The sequence below is a fragment of the Pontibacter saemangeumensis genome (assembly GCF_039541895.1).
GTDB classification, from domain to species: Bacteria; Bacteroidota; Bacteroidia; order Cytophagales; family Hymenobacteraceae; genus Pontibacter; species Pontibacter saemangeumensis.
Genome location: NZ_BAABHC010000041.1, coordinates 34859 through 51949, shown reverse-complemented (window position 1 = coordinate 51949; position 17091 = coordinate 34859). Strand labels below are relative to the sequence as shown.

General features: G+C 56.0%; 14 protein-coding genes. 4 read left to right on the top strand and 10 right to left on the bottom strand.

Features of this window, described 5'->3' with window-relative positions; translation table 11 throughout:
- The first annotated feature begins 199 nt into the window (after positions 1-199).
- On the top strand, positions 200-835 hold the full coding sequence (locus ABD920_RS24110) for a YczE/YyaS/YitT family protein (RefSeq protein WP_345163416.1): 636 nt from the start codon (positions 200-202) through the stop codon (positions 833-835).
- Positions 836-1111: 276 nt separating this feature from the next.
- Here ABD920_RS24110 and ABD920_RS24105 read toward each other — a convergent pair whose 3' ends face one another.
- A complete protein-coding gene (locus tag ABD920_RS24105; protein ID WP_345163413.1) occupies positions 1112-2530 on the bottom strand; it encodes a thioredoxin-like domain-containing protein in 1419 nt (472 codons plus the stop codon).
- Positions 2531-2691: 161 nt separating this feature from the next.
- The gene (locus ABD920_RS24100; RefSeq protein ID WP_345163410.1) at positions 2692-3645 is read right to left on the bottom strand and encodes an asparagine synthetase A; all 954 of its coding nucleotides are present in this window, start codon (positions 3643-3645) and stop codon (positions 2692-2694) included.
- Positions 3646-3809: 164 nt separating this feature from the next.
- On the opposite strand from ABD920_RS24100, the gene ABD920_RS24095 reads away from it, so the two are divergent.
- Positions 3810-4265 carry an Lrp/AsnC ligand binding domain-containing protein gene (locus ABD920_RS24095; protein ID WP_345163407.1) on the top strand — a complete coding sequence of 152 codons (456 nt, stop codon included), beginning with the start codon at positions 3810-3812 and terminating at the stop codon, positions 4263-4265.
- Between the two features lie 197 nt (positions 4266-4462).
- On the opposite strand, the gene ABD920_RS24090 is transcribed toward ABD920_RS24095, so the two are convergent.
- The 8 genes from ABD920_RS24090 to ABD920_RS24055 form a co-directional block, all read right to left on the bottom strand.
- Positions 4463-5719, bottom strand: coding sequence for a pyridoxal phosphate-dependent aminotransferase (locus ABD920_RS24090; RefSeq protein WP_345163404.1), 1257 nt, complete (start codon positions 5717-5719; stop codon positions 4463-4465).
- 476 nt (positions 5720-6195) lie between these two features.
- Complete coding sequence (locus ABD920_RS24085) at positions 6196-7569, bottom strand: LutB/LldF family L-lactate oxidation iron-sulfur protein (protein WP_345163401.1); 1374 nt, start codon at positions 7567-7569, stop codon at positions 6196-6198.
- 213 nt (positions 7570-7782) lie between these two features.
- Positions 7783-9456: a M28 family peptidase gene (locus ABD920_RS24080; RefSeq protein ID WP_345163398.1), complete on the bottom strand. Its 1674-nt coding sequence runs from the start codon at positions 9454-9456 to the stop codon at positions 7783-7785.
- Between the two features lie 106 nt (positions 9457-9562).
- Positions 9563-10048, bottom strand: coding sequence for a 2-C-methyl-D-erythritol 2,4-cyclodiphosphate synthase (gene ispF / locus ABD920_RS24075; RefSeq protein ID WP_345163395.1), 486 nt, complete (start codon positions 10046-10048; stop codon positions 9563-9565).
- Between the two features lie 243 nt (positions 10049-10291).
- Positions 10292-11392, bottom strand: a complete 1101-nt coding sequence (locus ABD920_RS24070; protein ID WP_345163392.1) for an alkene reductase — start codon at positions 11390-11392, stop codon at positions 10292-10294.
- 105 nt (positions 11393-11497) lie between these two features.
- Positions 11498-12316 (bottom strand): aldo/keto reductase, encoded by an 819-nt coding sequence (locus tag ABD920_RS24065; RefSeq protein WP_345163389.1) that lies wholly within the window; start codon positions 12314-12316, stop codon positions 11498-11500.
- A gap of 61 nt (positions 12317-12377) precedes the next feature.
- A complete protein-coding gene (locus tag ABD920_RS24060) occupies positions 12378-12827 on the bottom strand; it encodes a MarR family winged helix-turn-helix transcriptional regulator (protein ID WP_345163386.1) in 450 nt (149 codons plus the stop codon).
- A 496-nt stretch (positions 12828-13323) separates the two neighbouring features.
- Positions 13324-14601, bottom strand: a complete 1278-nt coding sequence (locus ABD920_RS24055) for a M16 family metallopeptidase (RefSeq protein WP_345163383.1) — start codon at positions 14599-14601, stop codon at positions 13324-13326.
- 205 nt (positions 14602-14806) lie between these two features.
- Here ABD920_RS24055 and ABD920_RS24050 point away from each other — a divergent pair, with 205 nt between their 5' ends.
- A complete protein-coding gene (locus ABD920_RS24050; protein ID WP_345163380.1) occupies positions 14807-16786 on the top strand; it encodes an alpha-ketoacid dehydrogenase subunit alpha/beta in 1980 nt (659 codons plus the stop codon).
- 57 nt (positions 16787-16843) lie between these two features.
- Positions 16844-17056, top strand: coding sequence for a hypothetical protein (locus ABD920_RS24045; protein WP_345163377.1), 213 nt, complete (start codon positions 16844-16846; stop codon positions 17054-17056).
- The last annotated feature ends 35 nt before the right edge of the window (positions 17057-17091 follow it).

Sequence of the window (17091 nt, the reverse complement as noted above, 5' to 3'; positions counted from 1 at the left end):
ACCTATATAAACAGCCGGTTCTATAGCATCGCAGCACACCGAGGCTGGTTTTCCGTGCCTTTGCCCTGCTTTGGGCTGGCTTGGCTAAAGCAGCAGCCGGTGTTCGTCCGCTTTATGCAGGTGTTTCCGTATAAATGTGTTTTCTTGCGGCACATTTAGAGTCTGAACATATAGGGCCGCCACGGCAGGCTGAACGGAAATGCGCGAACGGGTAGTACAGTATACCTTCTTTTTTCTGGGGTTGGTTTTGTTTGGCTTCGGCAACGCCATGGCTATAAAAGTGAAGTACCTGGGCCTGCACCCCTGGGAGGTGCTTAACGTGGCGCTGTTTCAGAGGTTCGGCCTCACCATCGGCACCTGGAGCGTGATCGTGGGCTTGCTGCTGGTGTGCGTTACCTGGTTTGTGAAGCGCGCGTACATCAACATCGGCACGTTTGGCAACGCGCTGCTGGTAGGCCCGTTCATGGACTTCTTCCTGTGGCTCGACTTCCTGCCCGACGCCAGCCACACCTACCTGGATTACCTGTTGCTGGCCTGCGCCATCGTGATCGCCGGCATTGCGGGCGGCTTGTATGTGGCAGGCGGTATCGGCGCTGGCCCCCGCGACGGCTTCATGCTGGCCGTATCTGACCGGACAAAGCTTTCCATCAGCCGCGCCCGCATTGTGGTGGAGCTGGTGGTGATGGTGATCGGCTACTTCCTCGGCGGGCCTGTTTTTGTCGCCACGTTCTTCTACAGCCTCATCCAAAGCCCCATTTTCCAGGTCATGCTCAAGTTCTTCCGCAGGATGCGTTCCTCCCTGGTTGCCAGGCAGGCCGAGGAGGTGAATGCGTAGAAGCGGGAGATTTATATAGAAGGAAAGCTGCAAGAGGTTGAAAGAACCCACCTCTGCTTCCTCTCAGGAGCAGAGCCGTTTCCTTCTGCCTGTGCTGGCGCGAATCTACAGATTCGTGACTTGGGATGCATGTGGAGTCTCCGACTCCACTGGGCCAGAGGCCCAGCAATAGTAGATACGGGCGAAGACGCTCGCACCATATATACATTGCTTTAGCTGATGATACTGGACTCAAAACAAGCTCCAGGTCACAGACTCATCGCTATATATAAACTCTCAAAACTGAACGACTACCTCTTCCTTCTCCCCGGTGTGCATGTCCACTTTAAACAACTGGTGGCTGTTAGTGCTGGTGACCCAGAGTTTTCCGTTCAGAAAAATAAGATCGTTGGGTTCGCGGAGGCCGTTGGTGAGGGTGCGGACGCGCAGGCGGCTCAGGTCCAGCACTTTTATCTTTCCGTTGTAGGTGTCGGCTATATATACGTCGCTGTCAATAATCTCCGCGCCCACGCAGTGCTGCAGCAGCGCATCGTCCACGTGCCCGTCCACATCCCCGAAGTCGAAGAGGCCGCGGCCCAGCGGCGTGAGCACCATGCCGGTGTCAAGGTTGAGGGTGCGGATGGCGCTGGCTTCGGCGTCGGCTATATAGAGTACGCTGCCGTTGTTTGCCAGTCCGCTGGGCTGGTTGAAGGCCGCTTCGGCCAGCGGGCCGTCGGTGAGGGCTTCGCGGCCGCTGCCGGCAAAGCGGTACACTTTTTCGGTGCCCAAGTCCATGCGCAGGATCTGGTGGTTGCCGGCGCTGGCTATATATAAATTGTCGCCCAGCACGAGCAAATCCCAGGGGCTGTTCGGGTTTACGGGCACCTCCAGCTGATCGTCTTTAAAGTAATAGCTCAACTCGCCTGTGCCGGCCACTGTGCGCACCTGCCGCTGCGACAGGTCTGCTTTCCGGATGGCGTTGTTTTTGGCGTCGGCGATATATAAACTGCCGTTGTGCAGCGCCATGCCGTGCGGCTCGTAGAAAGAGGCCTCCGCGTAACTGCCGTCCGCAAAGCCCTCCGCGCCGCTTCCGATGGTCTCCAGCACCCTGCCTTCCGGGCTTAGTTTGAGGATGCGGTTGTTCCCGCTGTCGGAGACGTACACGTTGCCTTCGCTGTCGGGGATGAGCTTGGAGGGGAAGGAAAGCAGTGCCTGCTCCTGCCGTTGCTCCGCTTTGAAATCGATCGGCTCCCGGTTCAGCTCCCCGGCAAACTCCGCTTCCATTTGCTGTATATAGGGTTGCACCGTCTGGTACACGCCCTCCCCGGCATGCTGGCCCACCACTTTGCCGTTCGGGTTGATGAGCACCACCGTCGGCCATGCCCGGATGCCGTACTCGTTCCAGAGCCTGTAACTGGCATCGTTCACCACCGGGTGCGTTATGCCGAACTTGCGGATGGCCTGCTGGATGGTCTCGTTTTGCTTTTCGGCGTCGAACTTGGCGGAGTGCACCCCGATCACCACCAGCACATCGGCAAACTCCTCCTCCAGCCGCTTCAGGTCCGGCACAATGTGCTGGCAGTTGATGCAGCCGAAGGTCCAGAAATCGAGCAGCACAATCTTCCCCCTGAAATCTTTGATCGACCAGTTGCGGCTGGTGTTGAGCCAGTCGAAGCCGGTATACAGTTCAGGGGCATTCACGTGTCCGGTTAGCATAATTTCATTGAGTTTGCGGTTCAATCCTACTACGGTAACCGCTTGTGCCCCGGTTTGCTTTTGGGGCGGAATAAAAAATGCCCGCTGTGTGGCAGCGGGCATTTTAAAATGGGATATTTATATATGGCCGCGCAGGTAAATGGCGGGCCTTTCTTTAAAGCTTAGAAAATAGCCGGGGTAAACGGCTTGCGCGAGAAGACAGTGGCCTCATCCACGTCTTTCAGGCGGCAGATAAAGCGCGTCATGCGCTCCACACCGAAACCGCCGCCGGCCGTTTTAGGCAACCCGCTTTCCTTGGCGATCTCCAGGTAGTTTTTGAAGGTGTCTTCGTTGGTGCCTACCTCGGCCATGCGCTTCCGGATCTGGTTGTACTCATTCTCCCGCTCGGCACCCGACAAACCTTCGCCAAAGCCCTCCGGCCAGATCACGTCATAATTCAGATAAGTGCCCGGGTTCTTCGGATCCTCCTTGTCATAGAACTCGCGGCGGTGGTTCAGCAGCCAGAACGGACTGGTCGCCTCTTTAGACTTCAGGTGCTCATAATCCGGCCCCATGGCGGCCTCCAGTTTTTCGGTACGGTAAACAGGCCACTTCTCGTACTGTGGCAGCAGCTCGCCGCGCAGTTCCTGCAGTAGCTCGGGGATCTCTTTGTTGAGGCGGTCGAAGATAAAATTCACCAGCTCCTCCATGAACTCCATCACGAAAAAGCGGTCCTTGTTCTTAAACTCGAAGTCGATCTGCGTGAACTCGAACAGGTGGCGGCCGGTGTCTGCGCGGTCCGCGAACTCAAGGCGCACGTTCGGCGAAACGATATACAGGCTGCTCAGCTCCGGGTTTAGCAAGGCCAGCTGCTTATGGAAAATCATGGACTTGGTGAGGCTCCAGCGCTGCTCGGCATATTGTATGGAGGCATCCACTACCCCATGGTTTAGGGGGTCTGTGATGGGGGAGAGCATGAGCGGCATGAGCTGCGTCAGACCCTTCTTAAACATGAATTCATGCGTGGCGCGAACAATGCCTTGCTGCACTTGTAGCACTTTTGGTAGAATTGCCCGGCCCAAATGGCCTAAAGTAGCATCCAGCGCTGTTGACGCTGCGAATGTTTGTTGCTCCATATTTTTGCTAAATTGGTAATGTATTTTGAATTTACTATGCACAAAGGTAATAAATATAGAGGTTAGATATGAAATTAACAAATATAATTTTTGCCTGTTGTTAGATTTTTAAGAAAATGGTGTTATATTTGCAACTTTGTTAATAACAGCAAGTATAGGAGCATATGAATTATGAAATCGATAATCTGGATAAGCAGATTTTAAGGCTGCTGATGCAGGACGTGACGCGTGCTTATACCGATATCGCGAAGGAGCTCAACGTGTCTGGGGGTACGATCCACGTGCGCATGAAGAAGCTGAACGAGATGGGGGTGGTAAAAGGGGCGCAGCTCCTGGTGAACCCCTCCGCGGTAGGGTTTGATATCTGTGCCTTCATCGGGGTGTTCCTCGAGAAAGGCTCGGAGTATAAGGACGCCGTGGAGCAGATCCGCGCCATTCCAGAGGTGGTGGAGCTGCATTACACCACCGGTACCTACAGTATGTTTGCCAAGCTTATTTGCCGCGACACCAAGCACCTGCGCGAGGTGCTGAACGAGAAACTGCAGGCCGTGGAAGGCGTGCAACGCACGGAAACGCTGATCTCGCTGGACGAAAGCATCAGCCGCCAGATCACCATATAGCGCGCGGCGGGGGCCATAAACCTCCTGTCGTACTCCCTGATCTTCTGCACTGGCCCGCCGGATGCGGGTATTTCCTGTGCAGGAAAAACTTTACGGCAAGCCCGGCTGCTATATAGTAGCGAAGGGCCGGGTGGGCTTACATCAAGGCCGCTGCAGCTTATACTGCAGCGGCCTTGATGTGTTTGGGGTGGCTGGCTTTACTGCAGCTGCTGTAATGCCTCCCGCAGCCTCCCCAGCGACGCTTCTATATCCTCCAGCGAGGCACCGCCTACCGATAAACGGAACCAGTTCAGGTTGCGGGAAGAGCCGAATGCCGAAAAGGGCACCACGGCCAGTTTGGCCTCGTGCAGCACGTAAAACGTTATATCCTGGCTTGTTTCCAGCACCCTGCCCTCCGGCGTGGTCTTGCCCTTCAGGTCTATTTTGGCGGAGAGGTAGATGGCGCCCATCGGCTCGATGGCATCCACCGGAAAACCTTCTGCCTTCAGCTGCTGAAAAGCGTGGTACAGCGCGTCCAGGCTCTGCCGCACCTTCGGCTTAAACTCACTCAGGAAGCGCTCCACCTCCTGCGGCTCCTGCAGAAACGCGGCTGTCGCCATCTGCTCGGCCTTCGGTGCCCACGCGCCCACATGCCCCAGTATCGACTTCATCTTATCCATTACCACGCTCGGGCCAAACGCGTAGCCTACCCGCACGCCCGTCGCGGCAAAGGACTTGGAAATACCGTCTATGTAAATCACGTAGTCGCGGAGTGCGGGGCGCAGGCTCACCGGGTCGTAATGCGTGGCAGCGCCAAAGGTCAGCATCCAGTATATCTGGTCGTAGAGGATATAGAGCGGCTTTTCGCCTTCGCTGCGGCGGCGGTTCTCCTCCAGCACCAGGTCGCAGATCTCCTCCAGGTCCTTTTTTGTGAACATGGTGCCGGTTGGGTTCAGCGGCGAGCACAGGGCCAGCATCGTTGCGCCTTTCAGGTGCGGTTTCACCTCGGCGGCCGTGGGCATAAAGTTGTTCTCCGGGCGCGTCTCCACCATTACGGGCGTGGCCCCCGACAAATGGCAGTAGTGGTTGTTGTTCCAGGAGGGCGTCGGGAAAATCACTTTGTCGCCCGGGTCTACAATGGCCAGGTAGGTGGCATATATGAGCGGGCGCGAACCGCCAGCCACCAGGATATCGTTCTCGGGGTAGGAGAGGCCGAGCTTTTCCTGCGTGAAGGCGGCCACCGCCTTGCGAAGCACCGCCACCCCGTTTGCGGGCGGGTAATTGGTGTGCCCCCTGCTCGTAGGCCTTGGTAATGCCCTTGCGCAAAGGTTCCGGGATAGGGTATAGGGCCGGGTTGAAATCGCCGATGGTGAGGTTACAGATCGGCCGCCTTTGGCTATCATCGCGTTTACCTCGCCCGCCACCCGGATGATCTCGGAGCCGATAAGGTTTTGCGCCATTTTAGAAACAGTCATGGGGATATATGTTTTAATTGTGATTGATAGCTGGTGGCTCTAGTTATATATGCTTTATATATGGATGCGGGCATGAACTAGTTATGGAATGTGAAATCCCTGGCTATATGAACTGAGCTCGTAAGTAATTTCTGCCTATGCTATACGCTGCTGTACATCCCTGCGGCTTAATTAACTTTAAGCTCCATATCTGGCTTTGGTGCTCTCGGGCCGAGTGGCCTCGTTTTCCCTCTCGGCGCTGTGTAGCTGAAGCTGCCTCCGCTCTGCTCCGGCTGCCGCATCCGCGGCACCGCAACATCTACAAGGCGCCTCCAGGAAAAACTGGAAGAGCTTTCACTCCGTGCAAAATCAAGTCTAAGGCTACTTTTTATATAACCTCCTATTATATAACTGACTGACTTCTGACCTCATGTTCTTTTGAGTTGATATTCTTTAGTTCATAAAAAAGCCTGCTATATAGATAGCAGGCTTTTTGTTTATTTCTGACGCTCCTTCCAGAGCTGGTTAAACGATTTTGGCGGCACGTGCAGCGGTTCGCGGCGCTTGCTCCAGGTGTCTTTCAGGATCTGCTTCAGCACGAAGTTCTTCGCAAAGGCCGGGGCCAGGTTCAGCAGCGTGCGGCTCTTCATCGCCTTCAGCCAGAATTTAAACGCCGTGGTCTCCTGCTTGTCGGCCAGGCCCTCGTCTACGCTTTGCTTGCGGTTCAGCAGCAGCAGGTTGTGGATGTTGATCTTGACCGGGCACACGGAGGTGCAGGCGCCGCAAAGGGAGCTGGCAAAGCTCAGGTGCTTGTGCTCGGCCATGCCGTCGTAATGCGGTGAGATCACGGAGCCAATCGGGCCGCTGTACGTGGTTTCGTAGGTATGGCCGCCGATGTTTTTATAGACCGGGCACACATTGAGGCAGGCGCCGCAGCGGATGCAGTTCAGGGCCTCGCGCTTCTCGGGCAGCGCCAGCAGGTCGGTGCGGCCGTTGTCGAGCAGGATCACGTACATTTCCTCCGGCCCGTCTTTTTCCTTCGGCTGGCGCGGGCCCGTCATGATGGTGTTGTAGATGGTCACGTTCTGGCCGGTGCCGCTGGTGCTCAGGAGCGGCCAGAACAGGTCCAGGTCCATGATAGAGGGGATCATCTTCTCGATGCCCACAATGGCGATGTGCGTTTTGGGGAAGGTGGTGGAGAGGCGGGCGTTGCCCTCATTCTCCGTCACGGCGATGCCGCCCACATCGGCAATCAGGAAGTTGCCCCCCGTGATGCCTACCTCTGCCGCTGTGTACTTCTCGCGCATCACCTTGCGTGCCACGGCTACCAGCTCCTCGGCGTTGTCGGTGAGCGGGATGCCCAGTTTGCGCACAAACAGCTCCGCGATGTCTTTCTTGGACATGTGCATGGCCGGCGTCACGATATGGTACGGGCGCTGCTCGGCCAGCTGCACAATATATTCGCCCAGGTCGGTCTCCACGGTTTCGATGCCGTTCTTCTCGAGGTACTCGTTCAGGTGGATCTCCTCGGTCGTCATCGACTTGGACTTCACCACCGACCGGGCGCGCTTGCGCTTCATGATCTCCCCGATCTCCCGCAGCGCCTCCTGTGCGTCGCGGGCCCAGATCACTTTGCCGCCACGGGCAGTGAAGTTGGCCTCGAACTCCATGAGGTACTTGTCGAGGTTGTTGATGGTGTTGGTTTTTATAAAAGAGCCACGCTCACGGGCCAGTTCATGGTCGGTGTATTGGGTGAGGCCACGCGCCACAGCAGTGTTATACTTGCCGATGTTGAACCGGATGGTCGCGCGGTGGCCCTTGTCAAAGGATTTTGTCTCTGCATCCAGCAGAAACTGTTTCAGTTTACTCATGCTAATCTCCCCTACGGTCTTTGTCTATATATAGCTTCACTTTTTTGTGCTGATAAAAGAAAAAACACCCTTAAAGTTAGGGTGTTTTTCTGTAACGTTCTAAATAATTAAGAATTACGAATTCAAGGCTTGTATGGCAAGCTGCTCTGTGAAGGAAACAGTGCAGCCATTTTTTACTGCTGATTAACTCAACCCGTAACCCGGCACTCAGAACTATTTTTTGTTGCTGTCTACCACGATGCGGTTTTCGCGGTTGGCCAGTTCCCAGGTTACGTGGAACGCCAGCCTTGCCACTTTCTCGGCGCTCTCGAAAATGATCTTGTCCACCTCGTCGGACGGTTGGTGGTAGTCAGCGTGCACGCCGTTGAAGTAAAACACGATCGGGATGCCGTGCTTGGCAAAGTTATAGTGGTCGGAGCGGTAGTAGAAGCGGTTCGGGTCGTTCTCGTCGTTGTAGGTATAGTCGAGGGTCAGGTTCACGTACTTCTCGTTCATGGCCTCGTTTATCTGGTGCAGCTCCGAGGAGAGCTTGTCGGCCCCGATGGAGTAGATGTAGTTGCTGTCGTTGGTCTTCTCGTGGTCGGTGTCCATGCGGCCGATCATGTCGATGTTCACGTTGGCAACCGTATTCCCGAGCGGGAAGACCGGGTTCTCCGAATAATACTCAGAGCCAAGGAGCCCTTTCTCCTCGGCTGTCACGGTCATAAACAGGATACTGCGGCGCGGGCCGAAACCGTCCTTTTTCGCCTGGGCAAACGCCTCGGCCAGTTCTATCACCGCCACGGTACCGGAGCCGTCGTCGTTGGCGCCGTTAAATATCTGGTCTCCCTGCAGGGTGGAATCTACGCCCACATGGTCGTAATGCGCCGTCACCACCACTACTTCGTCTTTCTTGTCGGTGCCCTCGATAAAGCCCAGCACATTCTCCGTCGGCAGCGGATCGGACTTGCGCTCCGTCATGATCCTGACGTCTTTGGCAGCTTTGAAATCAGCTGTTACCGGCTTGCCTGCCCTGGCTACCTGCGTGTTGTAGTTTAACAGTTTTTCGGTAGTAGTGCTCAGCAGGGTCGCACCCGCCACCGGCGATATAAAAATAGTGGCCGCCTCCGGCTTTTCGGCGCTGCTCTTCAGGCCGATGGACGGGCGGTTGGCATAAGACCTGTAGCGTTGCGTCAGGCTGTTGAACTCGCCTGGGTTGGTGCCGGTCACGATCATCACGGCTTTGGCGCCGTGCTCGGAGGCGGCGTTGCGCTTCATGCGGTAGTCGTTGCCCCAGTCCGAGGCTTTGGCGGTGCCGCTCACCAGGAAATTCCCGTCAGCGCCCTTCGGCTCCCCGGCCAGCACCACCAGCACCTTGCCTGTTGCATCCAGGTTGGCGTAGTCTGAGTAGGCGGGGTCATCAATCCCGTAACCGGCAAACACCACGTCCACGGCCTGCTCGGTCTGGAAAGGGGAGCTGCCCAGCACGAAGAAATCCTGCATCATCAGGTATTTCTCCTTGCCGATGAGCATGTAGCCATCGCCCCACATGCTCCGCTCCAGGTCGAAGGGCTGGTAATAGGGGTTGGCGGTGTTGTTCTTTACAGGGCCGGCCAGGCCGTCCTCACGGAACTCGCGCGCTATATACTCGGCTGCCATCTTCTGCCCTTTCTCGCCGGTGTTGCGGCCTTCGTATTCATCGGAGGCCAGGATGGTGAGGTGCCTGGAAAGGTCAGCGGCGGTAACAGAACTGGCATATTTCGGCGCAGCCTCGCTGAGCACGGCCGCATCGGTTACCGGACTTGTTGTGGCTGTTCCGGCTGTGCCGGTAGTGGAAGTGGCCGGTGTTTTTGCGCAGCCAAACCCGAGGGCGGCCAGCAGCACATAGCCATAGACATAATGTCGCATATAGTAGTTTGTGTGAATTAGTGGTTGATGTAAAGTATCAGACTGGTTTATATATGGATGAGTTTAGGGCAAAGGCGCAGCGGTATATGCCGCCGTGCCCTGCTTCCTACTGCTTCACGATCAGAACGGTTGCGTAAGCGGCCACGCCTTCCTTTTTGCCTACAAAGCCCAGGTGCTCGGTGGTGGTGGCCTTGATGGAGATGTCCGTCTCCGGGATACCCATCACTTCCGCCAGGCAGGTTTTCATGGCCGGGATGTGCGGGTTCACCTTGGGCTCCTGCAGGCACACCGTTGAGTCGATGTTGCCGATCTCATAGCCTTCCAGCGCCAGCAGGTGCACCACTTCTTTCAGCAGCAGTTTGCTGTCGATGCCTTTGTACTTCGGGTCTTTGTCGGAGAAGTGGAAGCCGATGTCGCGCATGTTGGCCGCGCCCAGCAGGGCATCGCAGATCACGTGAATCAGCACATCGGCATCGGAATGGCCCAGCGCCCCGTGCGTGTGGGGAACCCTGATGCCGCCGAGCCAGAAATCCAGCCCCTCCTTAAGTTGGTGCACATCGTAGCCGAAGCCTGTTCTTATTTTCAGTTTCATGTCGAATATCCTTGTTTCAGGCCTGTTGTGCCGCTCTTTAGCTGCAGGACTGGAAAGTAAAAGTAGCTTAATTTGTGCTGAAAAGGTAAACAGCCTGCTGATTTTTGCTGCGCCGGCCTTGGCCCTGCCGCCATAATCATGGCCTGTCCATAGGCTTTGCCGGAAAAGAAACAGCCAGCCGCCTTTCGGCAACTGGCTGTTCTTTAGTTTATATATAAAGAGGGTACATCAAGCGCCGTTGGCTTAAGCCTCGGCTTCCGCCAGCGTCGGGTAATCGATATAGCCTTTGGCACCGGGCGCGTAGAACGTGTTCTGGTCGGCCTGTTGCAGGTCCGCGCTCTGGGCAAAGCGCTCCGGCAGGTCAGGGTTGGCGATGAACGGCACCCCGAAGGCCACCATGTCGGCATCGCCCTCCTCAATCACCTGGTTACCGGTTTCCTGCTTAAAGCCGCCGTTGATCACTAAGTTGCCTTTGTAAAGGGGGCGGTAGCGCTTGGCGATGTTCGGCTCGGCATCCGGCATGTTTTTCACGCTGGGCGCCGCCTCTGTCAGGTGCAGGTACGATAGCTTGTAGTCGTTCAGCTTTTCTATGATGTAATCGTACGTCGGGATGGTGTCCCCGTTCAGCGTGATGCCAAAGCCCCCGTGCAGGCTGGGGTTCAGGCGAACGCCGATGCGCTCAACCGGCACGACTTCCTTCACCGCGTCAAGCACCTCGAACAAGATACGCGCCCTGTTCTCTTTGGAGCCGCCATATGCGTCGGTCCGGGTGTTGGCTGTGCTCACGAAGAACTGGTGCAGCAGGTAGCCGTTCGAGGCGTGAATCTCCACACCGTCAAAGCCTGCGTCCATGGCGTTCTTTGCGGCGTTCCGGTAGTCCTGCACGATTGCCTTTATTTCCGGGATCTCCAGCGCGCGCGGTGTCACCGTGTCCTTGAATCCATGCGGCGTGTACGCCTGGGCGTTCGGGTTGATTGCGGATGGGGCGACGGGCAGCTCGCCGTCCTGGAAATCAGGGTGCGACATGCGGCCCACGTGCCACAGCTGAAGGAAGATTTTACCGCCTTCCGCGTGTACGGCCGCTGTCACTTTCTTCCAGCCTTCCACTTGCTCCGGCGTGTAAATACCGGGCGTGTTGATATAGCCTTCTGCTTGCTTCGATATCTGCGAGCCTTCCGAAATGATTAGTCCGGCGCCGGCGCGCTGCGTGTAATACGTCACCATCAGGTCATTCGGGACATTGCCCTTGTTGTCGGCGCGGCTTCGCGTCATGGGGGCCATCACCACACGGTTCTTCAGCTCGAGGTCGTTTAATGTTATCGGTTTTAAAAGTGCTTGTGTCATATTAATTGCTAATTATTAAATGCTTGATTATTAGTTTTATGCTCATTAAAAGCGCTTTCCCCTTTCGTAGGGGCAGGCGCTTCATCCTATAATTGCTTTGGTTTTCTAGTCCCAGGCCGGGGCGGTAGCAGGGTTGATGAGGCGGCTGTTTTGCTGCGTCAGCTGGTGTATCTGCTGCATGTCGTCCTGCGTCAGCTCAAAATCGAAGATGTCGAAGTTGGCTTTCATGTGGCTCTCTTTCGAGGACCTCGGAATAGCCAGCACGCCATCCTGTTGCAGGAGCCAGCGGAGCGTGATCTGCACCTCGCTTTTGCCGTACTTTCCACCGATGCCTCTCAGGGTGCTGTTGCCCATTACCTTGCCGTGCGCAATTGGGCTGTAAGCCGTCAGGGTCAGGTCGTGGGTGCGCAGGTAGCTATATAGCCTGTCCTGGTTGAGGAAGGGGTGATACTCTACCTGGTTGGTGACGATGTTGGCGCCTGTGGCCAGTACTTTGTCGAGCAGCGCTGTGGTGTGGTTGCTGACGCCGATATGCCTTGTGTAGCCTTTCTCCTGCGCCTTCACCAGCTCGGCCATATATTCCTCCACCGGAACCGCTGCGTTTGGCCAGTGAATCAGCAGCAGGTCCACGTGCGCTGTTTTGAGTTTCCGCAGGCTTTCCTCCACCGACGGCAGAAAATTTTTCTTGTCCAGGTTGGAAGGCAGCACCTTTGTCGTCAGAAACACCTCCTCACGCGCGATGGCTGCTTCTTTGACGGCCTTGCCCACCGCTTCCTCGTTCTGGTACATCTGCGCCGTGTCGATGTGGCGGTAGCCGGCGCCAAGGGCCGCCGTTATCATTTTGTGAGCCGTGTTTCCCGCCAACTCATAGGTCCCGAACCCAAGGGCCGGTATGGTAGCGTCTTTTATTTTAATGTCTTTCATAGCTGTTGGTTTAGTGTGTATACATAATTTGTGTATACAACTATATGGATAAAAAAATAGGCTATCCGCGAAGCTTATCTAACAGGTTGCTTACTAAAACGGCTTCCTCGCGCGTCAGGTTATTCAGTTTGGCGAACAGCTTCGGGAAGTTCTCATCCACCTGCTGCAGCTTGCGCAGGCCCGGCTCCGTAATGCGCACCTCGATCATGCGCCGGTTGCTCGGGCAGATGTCACGGGTCACGTAGCCTTTCTCAATCAGCTTGTCGATCAGGCGCGTCACATTGGAGTTGCGGTCCACCATCCGGTTCTGGATATCACCGAAGCACACCGGGTCGGGGTGTTGCCCCCGTAGGATAGCCAGCACATTGTGCTGCTGCAGCGTAAGCCCCAGTTCTTTGAAGAACGGCATGAGCTGCTGGTTCAGCCAGTTGTTGGTGAACAACAGGTTTGTGAGCAGACGACGGTAATCATCCTTAAATTCCTTCTGATGTATTTCGTCTTCTATGCGCATCTCTCTTTCAGTAACTGCAAAGGTATGGATAATGTTTGTATATACAAACATCGTGCGGGGAAGGTTGCGTTGTGAGCAAAGGAGTTGAAAAGGAAGAAGGGTTTTATAACTTAAATAGTGTAGAGCTGAGAACTTACGGGCTGAATTCATATTTCTGGGACTGCTATATACCATTGCTGCTCCATATGCCTCTGGCTTAATTCCTTCGAAGTCCTATAGCCGACAGCGGTGCTCTCAGGCCGAGCGGCCTCGTTTTCCCCTCGGCGCTGTGTAGATTTCCTGCCTGACGGCTGCCGCATCCGCGGCACCAGAAATATACAAGGCGCCTCAAGTGAAAACTGGAAGAGCTTTCACTTCTTGGCAAGTTAAAATCTACTCCAGGGTTTAAATACATAAGTACAACGGCTGTCGGGAATATGGCAGCCGTTGTACTTATATAGACTTATATATTGTCAAAGAATCCTTTGTCTCTTGTCAAAGGGTCTTTTGCCACAACTTACGCTTCTGCGGCCACGGGTTCTTCCGCTTTCTTCTTCTTTTTCTCCGCTTTATAGAGCAGGGTGGAGCAGTTATTCGGGTCCAGCACCTCTTTGGCGCAGCGCAGAATGTCCTGCGGCGTCACGGCCTGCACTTTCTCGCCCTCCTGGTTGATGAGGTTGGCATCGCCGAGGAGCTTGCTGTAGGCCAGGTTCATGGCGCGGTTCAGCAGCTCGATCTCGGAGAACACAATAGAGGTCTCGGCCTGGTTCTTCACCTTGTTCAGTTCCTCCTCGTCCACCAGCTGGTCCATCAGTTCCTGGTTGATGGCCTCGATGGCCGCGTTGGCCGCCTGCAGGTCCACGCCTTCGTTCAGCTTGCCTTGTATCATCAGCAGCCCGCGTTCCACAGAGCCTGAAACCGAAGCTGAGATAGAGTTGAATAGCTTCTGCTCCTTCACCAGCCGGTCATATAACCTGCTCGACTTGCCCCGGCCCAGGATGTCGCTGATCAAATCCACGGCGTGGTAATCGTCCTCGGTGCGGGCGGGCATATGGTATGCTTTATATATGGCGCTCAGCGGCACATCGGCGCTTGTCTCCAGCACGCGCGGCTCCGTTTGCTTTGGCTCCGGCGGGTTGTTGCGCACATATCTCTCTCCGGCAAGTATCGGCCCGAACCATTTCTCTGTCAGGGCCTTTGCCCGCTCAAAGGTCACGTTGCCGGCCACCACCAGAATGGCGTTGCTTGGGGAGTAGTGCTTGCGGAAGAACGCCTTCACGATGTCCATGGTCGCGTCCTCTATATGGGAGATCTCCTTGCCGATGGTCGCCCACTTGTAAGGGTGCTCCTTATAGGCCAGCGGGCGCAGCTTCAGCCACACATCGCCGTAGGGCTGGTTCAGGTAGTTCTGCTTAAACTCCTCTACCACCACCTTGCGCTGCACCTCCAGGCCATTCTCGCTGAAAGCCAGTTCCAGCATGCGGTCCGACTCCAGCCAGAAGCCCGTCTCGATGTTCTGCGCCGGCAACGACAGGTAATAATTGGTGATGTCGGGGCTGGTGAAGGCGTTGTTCTCACCGCCCACGCGCTGAAGCGGCTCGTCATATATGGGGATGTGCCTGGAGCCGCTGAACATCAGGTGCTCAAACAGGTGCGCGAACCCGGTATGGGCCTCTTCTTCGTCACGGGAGCCCACGTCATAGAGCACGTTCAGCACTGCCATCGGGCTGGTGTGGTCCTCGTGCACGATCACGCGCAGGCCATTGTCAAGGGTAAATTCTTTGAAGTCTATCATGTTTTTCGAATGGACGCAGGACACAGGATATGAGACACAAGACTATCAAGAAAGAAATCTTGCTTCATCCTTATATAAGTCTTGTGTCCTGAGTCTAATATCTTGTGTCTAAATTTCAACAAAATTAAAAATAAGCGGCATAAATTTCAGGTCATGCGCTGATATAGTAACTTGCCGCCCTTCAACAAGGTTTCTTTTTTCAGAGATGAACTACAATCGCAAAGACTATACCGAGGACGAACTGATCAGCCTGTACCGCGCCATCCTCAAGCCGCGCATGATTGAGGAGCGCATGCTGGTGCTGCTGCGGCAGGGCAAGGTAAGCAAGTGGTTTTCGGGCATCGGCCAGGAAGCCATATCGGTCGGGGCGGCGCTGGCGTTGGACAAAGACGAGTACATCCTGCCGCTGCACCGCAACCTGGGGGTGTTCACGAGCCGCGAGGTCCCGCTGGACCGGTTGTTTGCCCAGTTCCAGGGCAAGAAAACCGGCTTCACGAAGGGCCGCGACCGCTCGTTCCACTTCGGTAGCAACGAGCACCATATTGTGGGCATGATCTCGCACCTGGGGCCGCAGCTGGCCGTGGCCGATGGCATCGCGCTGGCTGACCTGCTGGAGAAAAAAGAGAAAGTGACGCTGGTGTTCAGTGGCGATGGCGGCGCCTCGGAAGGGGATTTCCATGAGGCGCTGAACGTGGCGGCGGTGTGGGGCCTGCCCGTCATCTTCATGATCGAGAACAACGGCTACGGCTTGTCCACTCCCAGCAACGAGCAGTTTAAGTTTGGCCAGTTCATAGACAAGGGCCCGGCCTACGGCATCGATGCGCTGCAGGTGGACGGCAACAACATCATAGAAGTATACCATACCGTGCGGCAGGCAGCGGCCAGCATCCGCAAGAACCCCCGCCCGATGCTGATCGAGGCCATTACCTTCCGGATGCGCGGCCACGAAGAGGCCAGCGGCACTAAGTACGTGCCGCAGGAGCTGTTCGAGAAGTGGGCGAAGAAAGACCCGGTGGAGAACTTTGAGAAGTACCTGCTAGATGAGGTGATCCTGACGCATAAGGTATTGGAGAGCATCAAAGAGGAAATCAGAGCCGAAATAGAGAATGGCTTGCAGGCCGCCTTTGCCACGCCAATGCCAGAGGCCGATGCGCAGGAGGAACTGGAGGATATGTACAGGCCCTTTGACCAGGAGGTGATCCAGCCGGCCTCGGAGGCAAAATCGGAGCGGCGCTTTGTGGATGCCATCTCGGACGCGTTGCGGCAGAGCATGGAGCGCTACCCGGAGCTGGTGTTGATGGGGCAGGACATTGCCGAGTATGGTGGCGTGTTCAAGGTGACGGAAGGCTTCGTGGACCAGTTCGGCAAAGAGCGCGTGCGCAACACCCCGCTGTGCGAGTCGGCGATCGTGGGCGTAGGCCTGGGTCTGTCGGTGCGTGGGCAGAAGAGCATGGTGGAAATGCAGTTCGCCGACTTTGTGAGCGCGGGCTTTAGCCAGATCGTGAACAACCTCGCCAAAAGCCACTACCGCTGGGGGCAGCACGCCGATGTGGTGGTGCGCATGCCCACCGGGGCGGGCGCTGCGGCAGGTCCGTTCCACTCGCAGAGCAACGAGGCGTGGTTCTTCCACACGCCTGGCCTGAAAATTGTTTACCCTTCCTCGCCTTACGATGCCAAAGGTTTGCTGAACGCCGCCCTCGAAGACCCGAACCCGGTGATGTACTTTGAGCACAAGCTGCTGTACCGCTCGGTTTCGCAGGAGATACCTGACGATTACTATACCGTGGAGATAGGCAAGGCCAGCACCGTGGCGGAAGGCACCGACCTGACCATCATCACCTACGGCATGGGCGTGCATTGGGCCAGGCAGTTGCAGCAGGAGCTAACAGATGCCAGCCTGTATATACTGGACCTGCGCTCGCTGCTGCCCTGGGACAAAGAGGCCGTGCGGGCCGCAGTGGCCAGGACAGGACGCGTACTGATCCTGCACGAGGATACGTTAACAGGAGGCATAGGCGGCGAGATTGCCGCTTGGATAGGGGAGCACTGCTTTGAGCTGCTGGACGCCCCGGTGGCCCGCGTCGCCAGCATGGATACGGCCGTGCCTTTTGCCCCGCCGTTGGAACAGGAGTTTTTGCCGAAGCAGCGTCTTCGTCAAAAAGCAGAGGAAATGTTACAGTATTAATCTATATTTGCTAAGTACTATATAAACGCTATATAAGAACCTTTAACCTACAGCCTCATGCGCACTTTCCACGCTTTCCTTCTCACTGCCTTTTGCCTTACGCTTGTGCTGGGCAGCGGCTGCCAGCGCAAGGGCATCCCCTGCCCCAAGCCCACCGGCAAGCGAAACCGCGTGAAGATGGAGACGCAGGGAGGACAGGGATTCGAGGCCGTGAAAGTGCCCACCGACAAGAACGGCCGGGTGAAGAAGGGGGGCTGGAGTATATGGTAAGCAAAAGAAACTACTTTTTTCAGGAAGAGTATAAT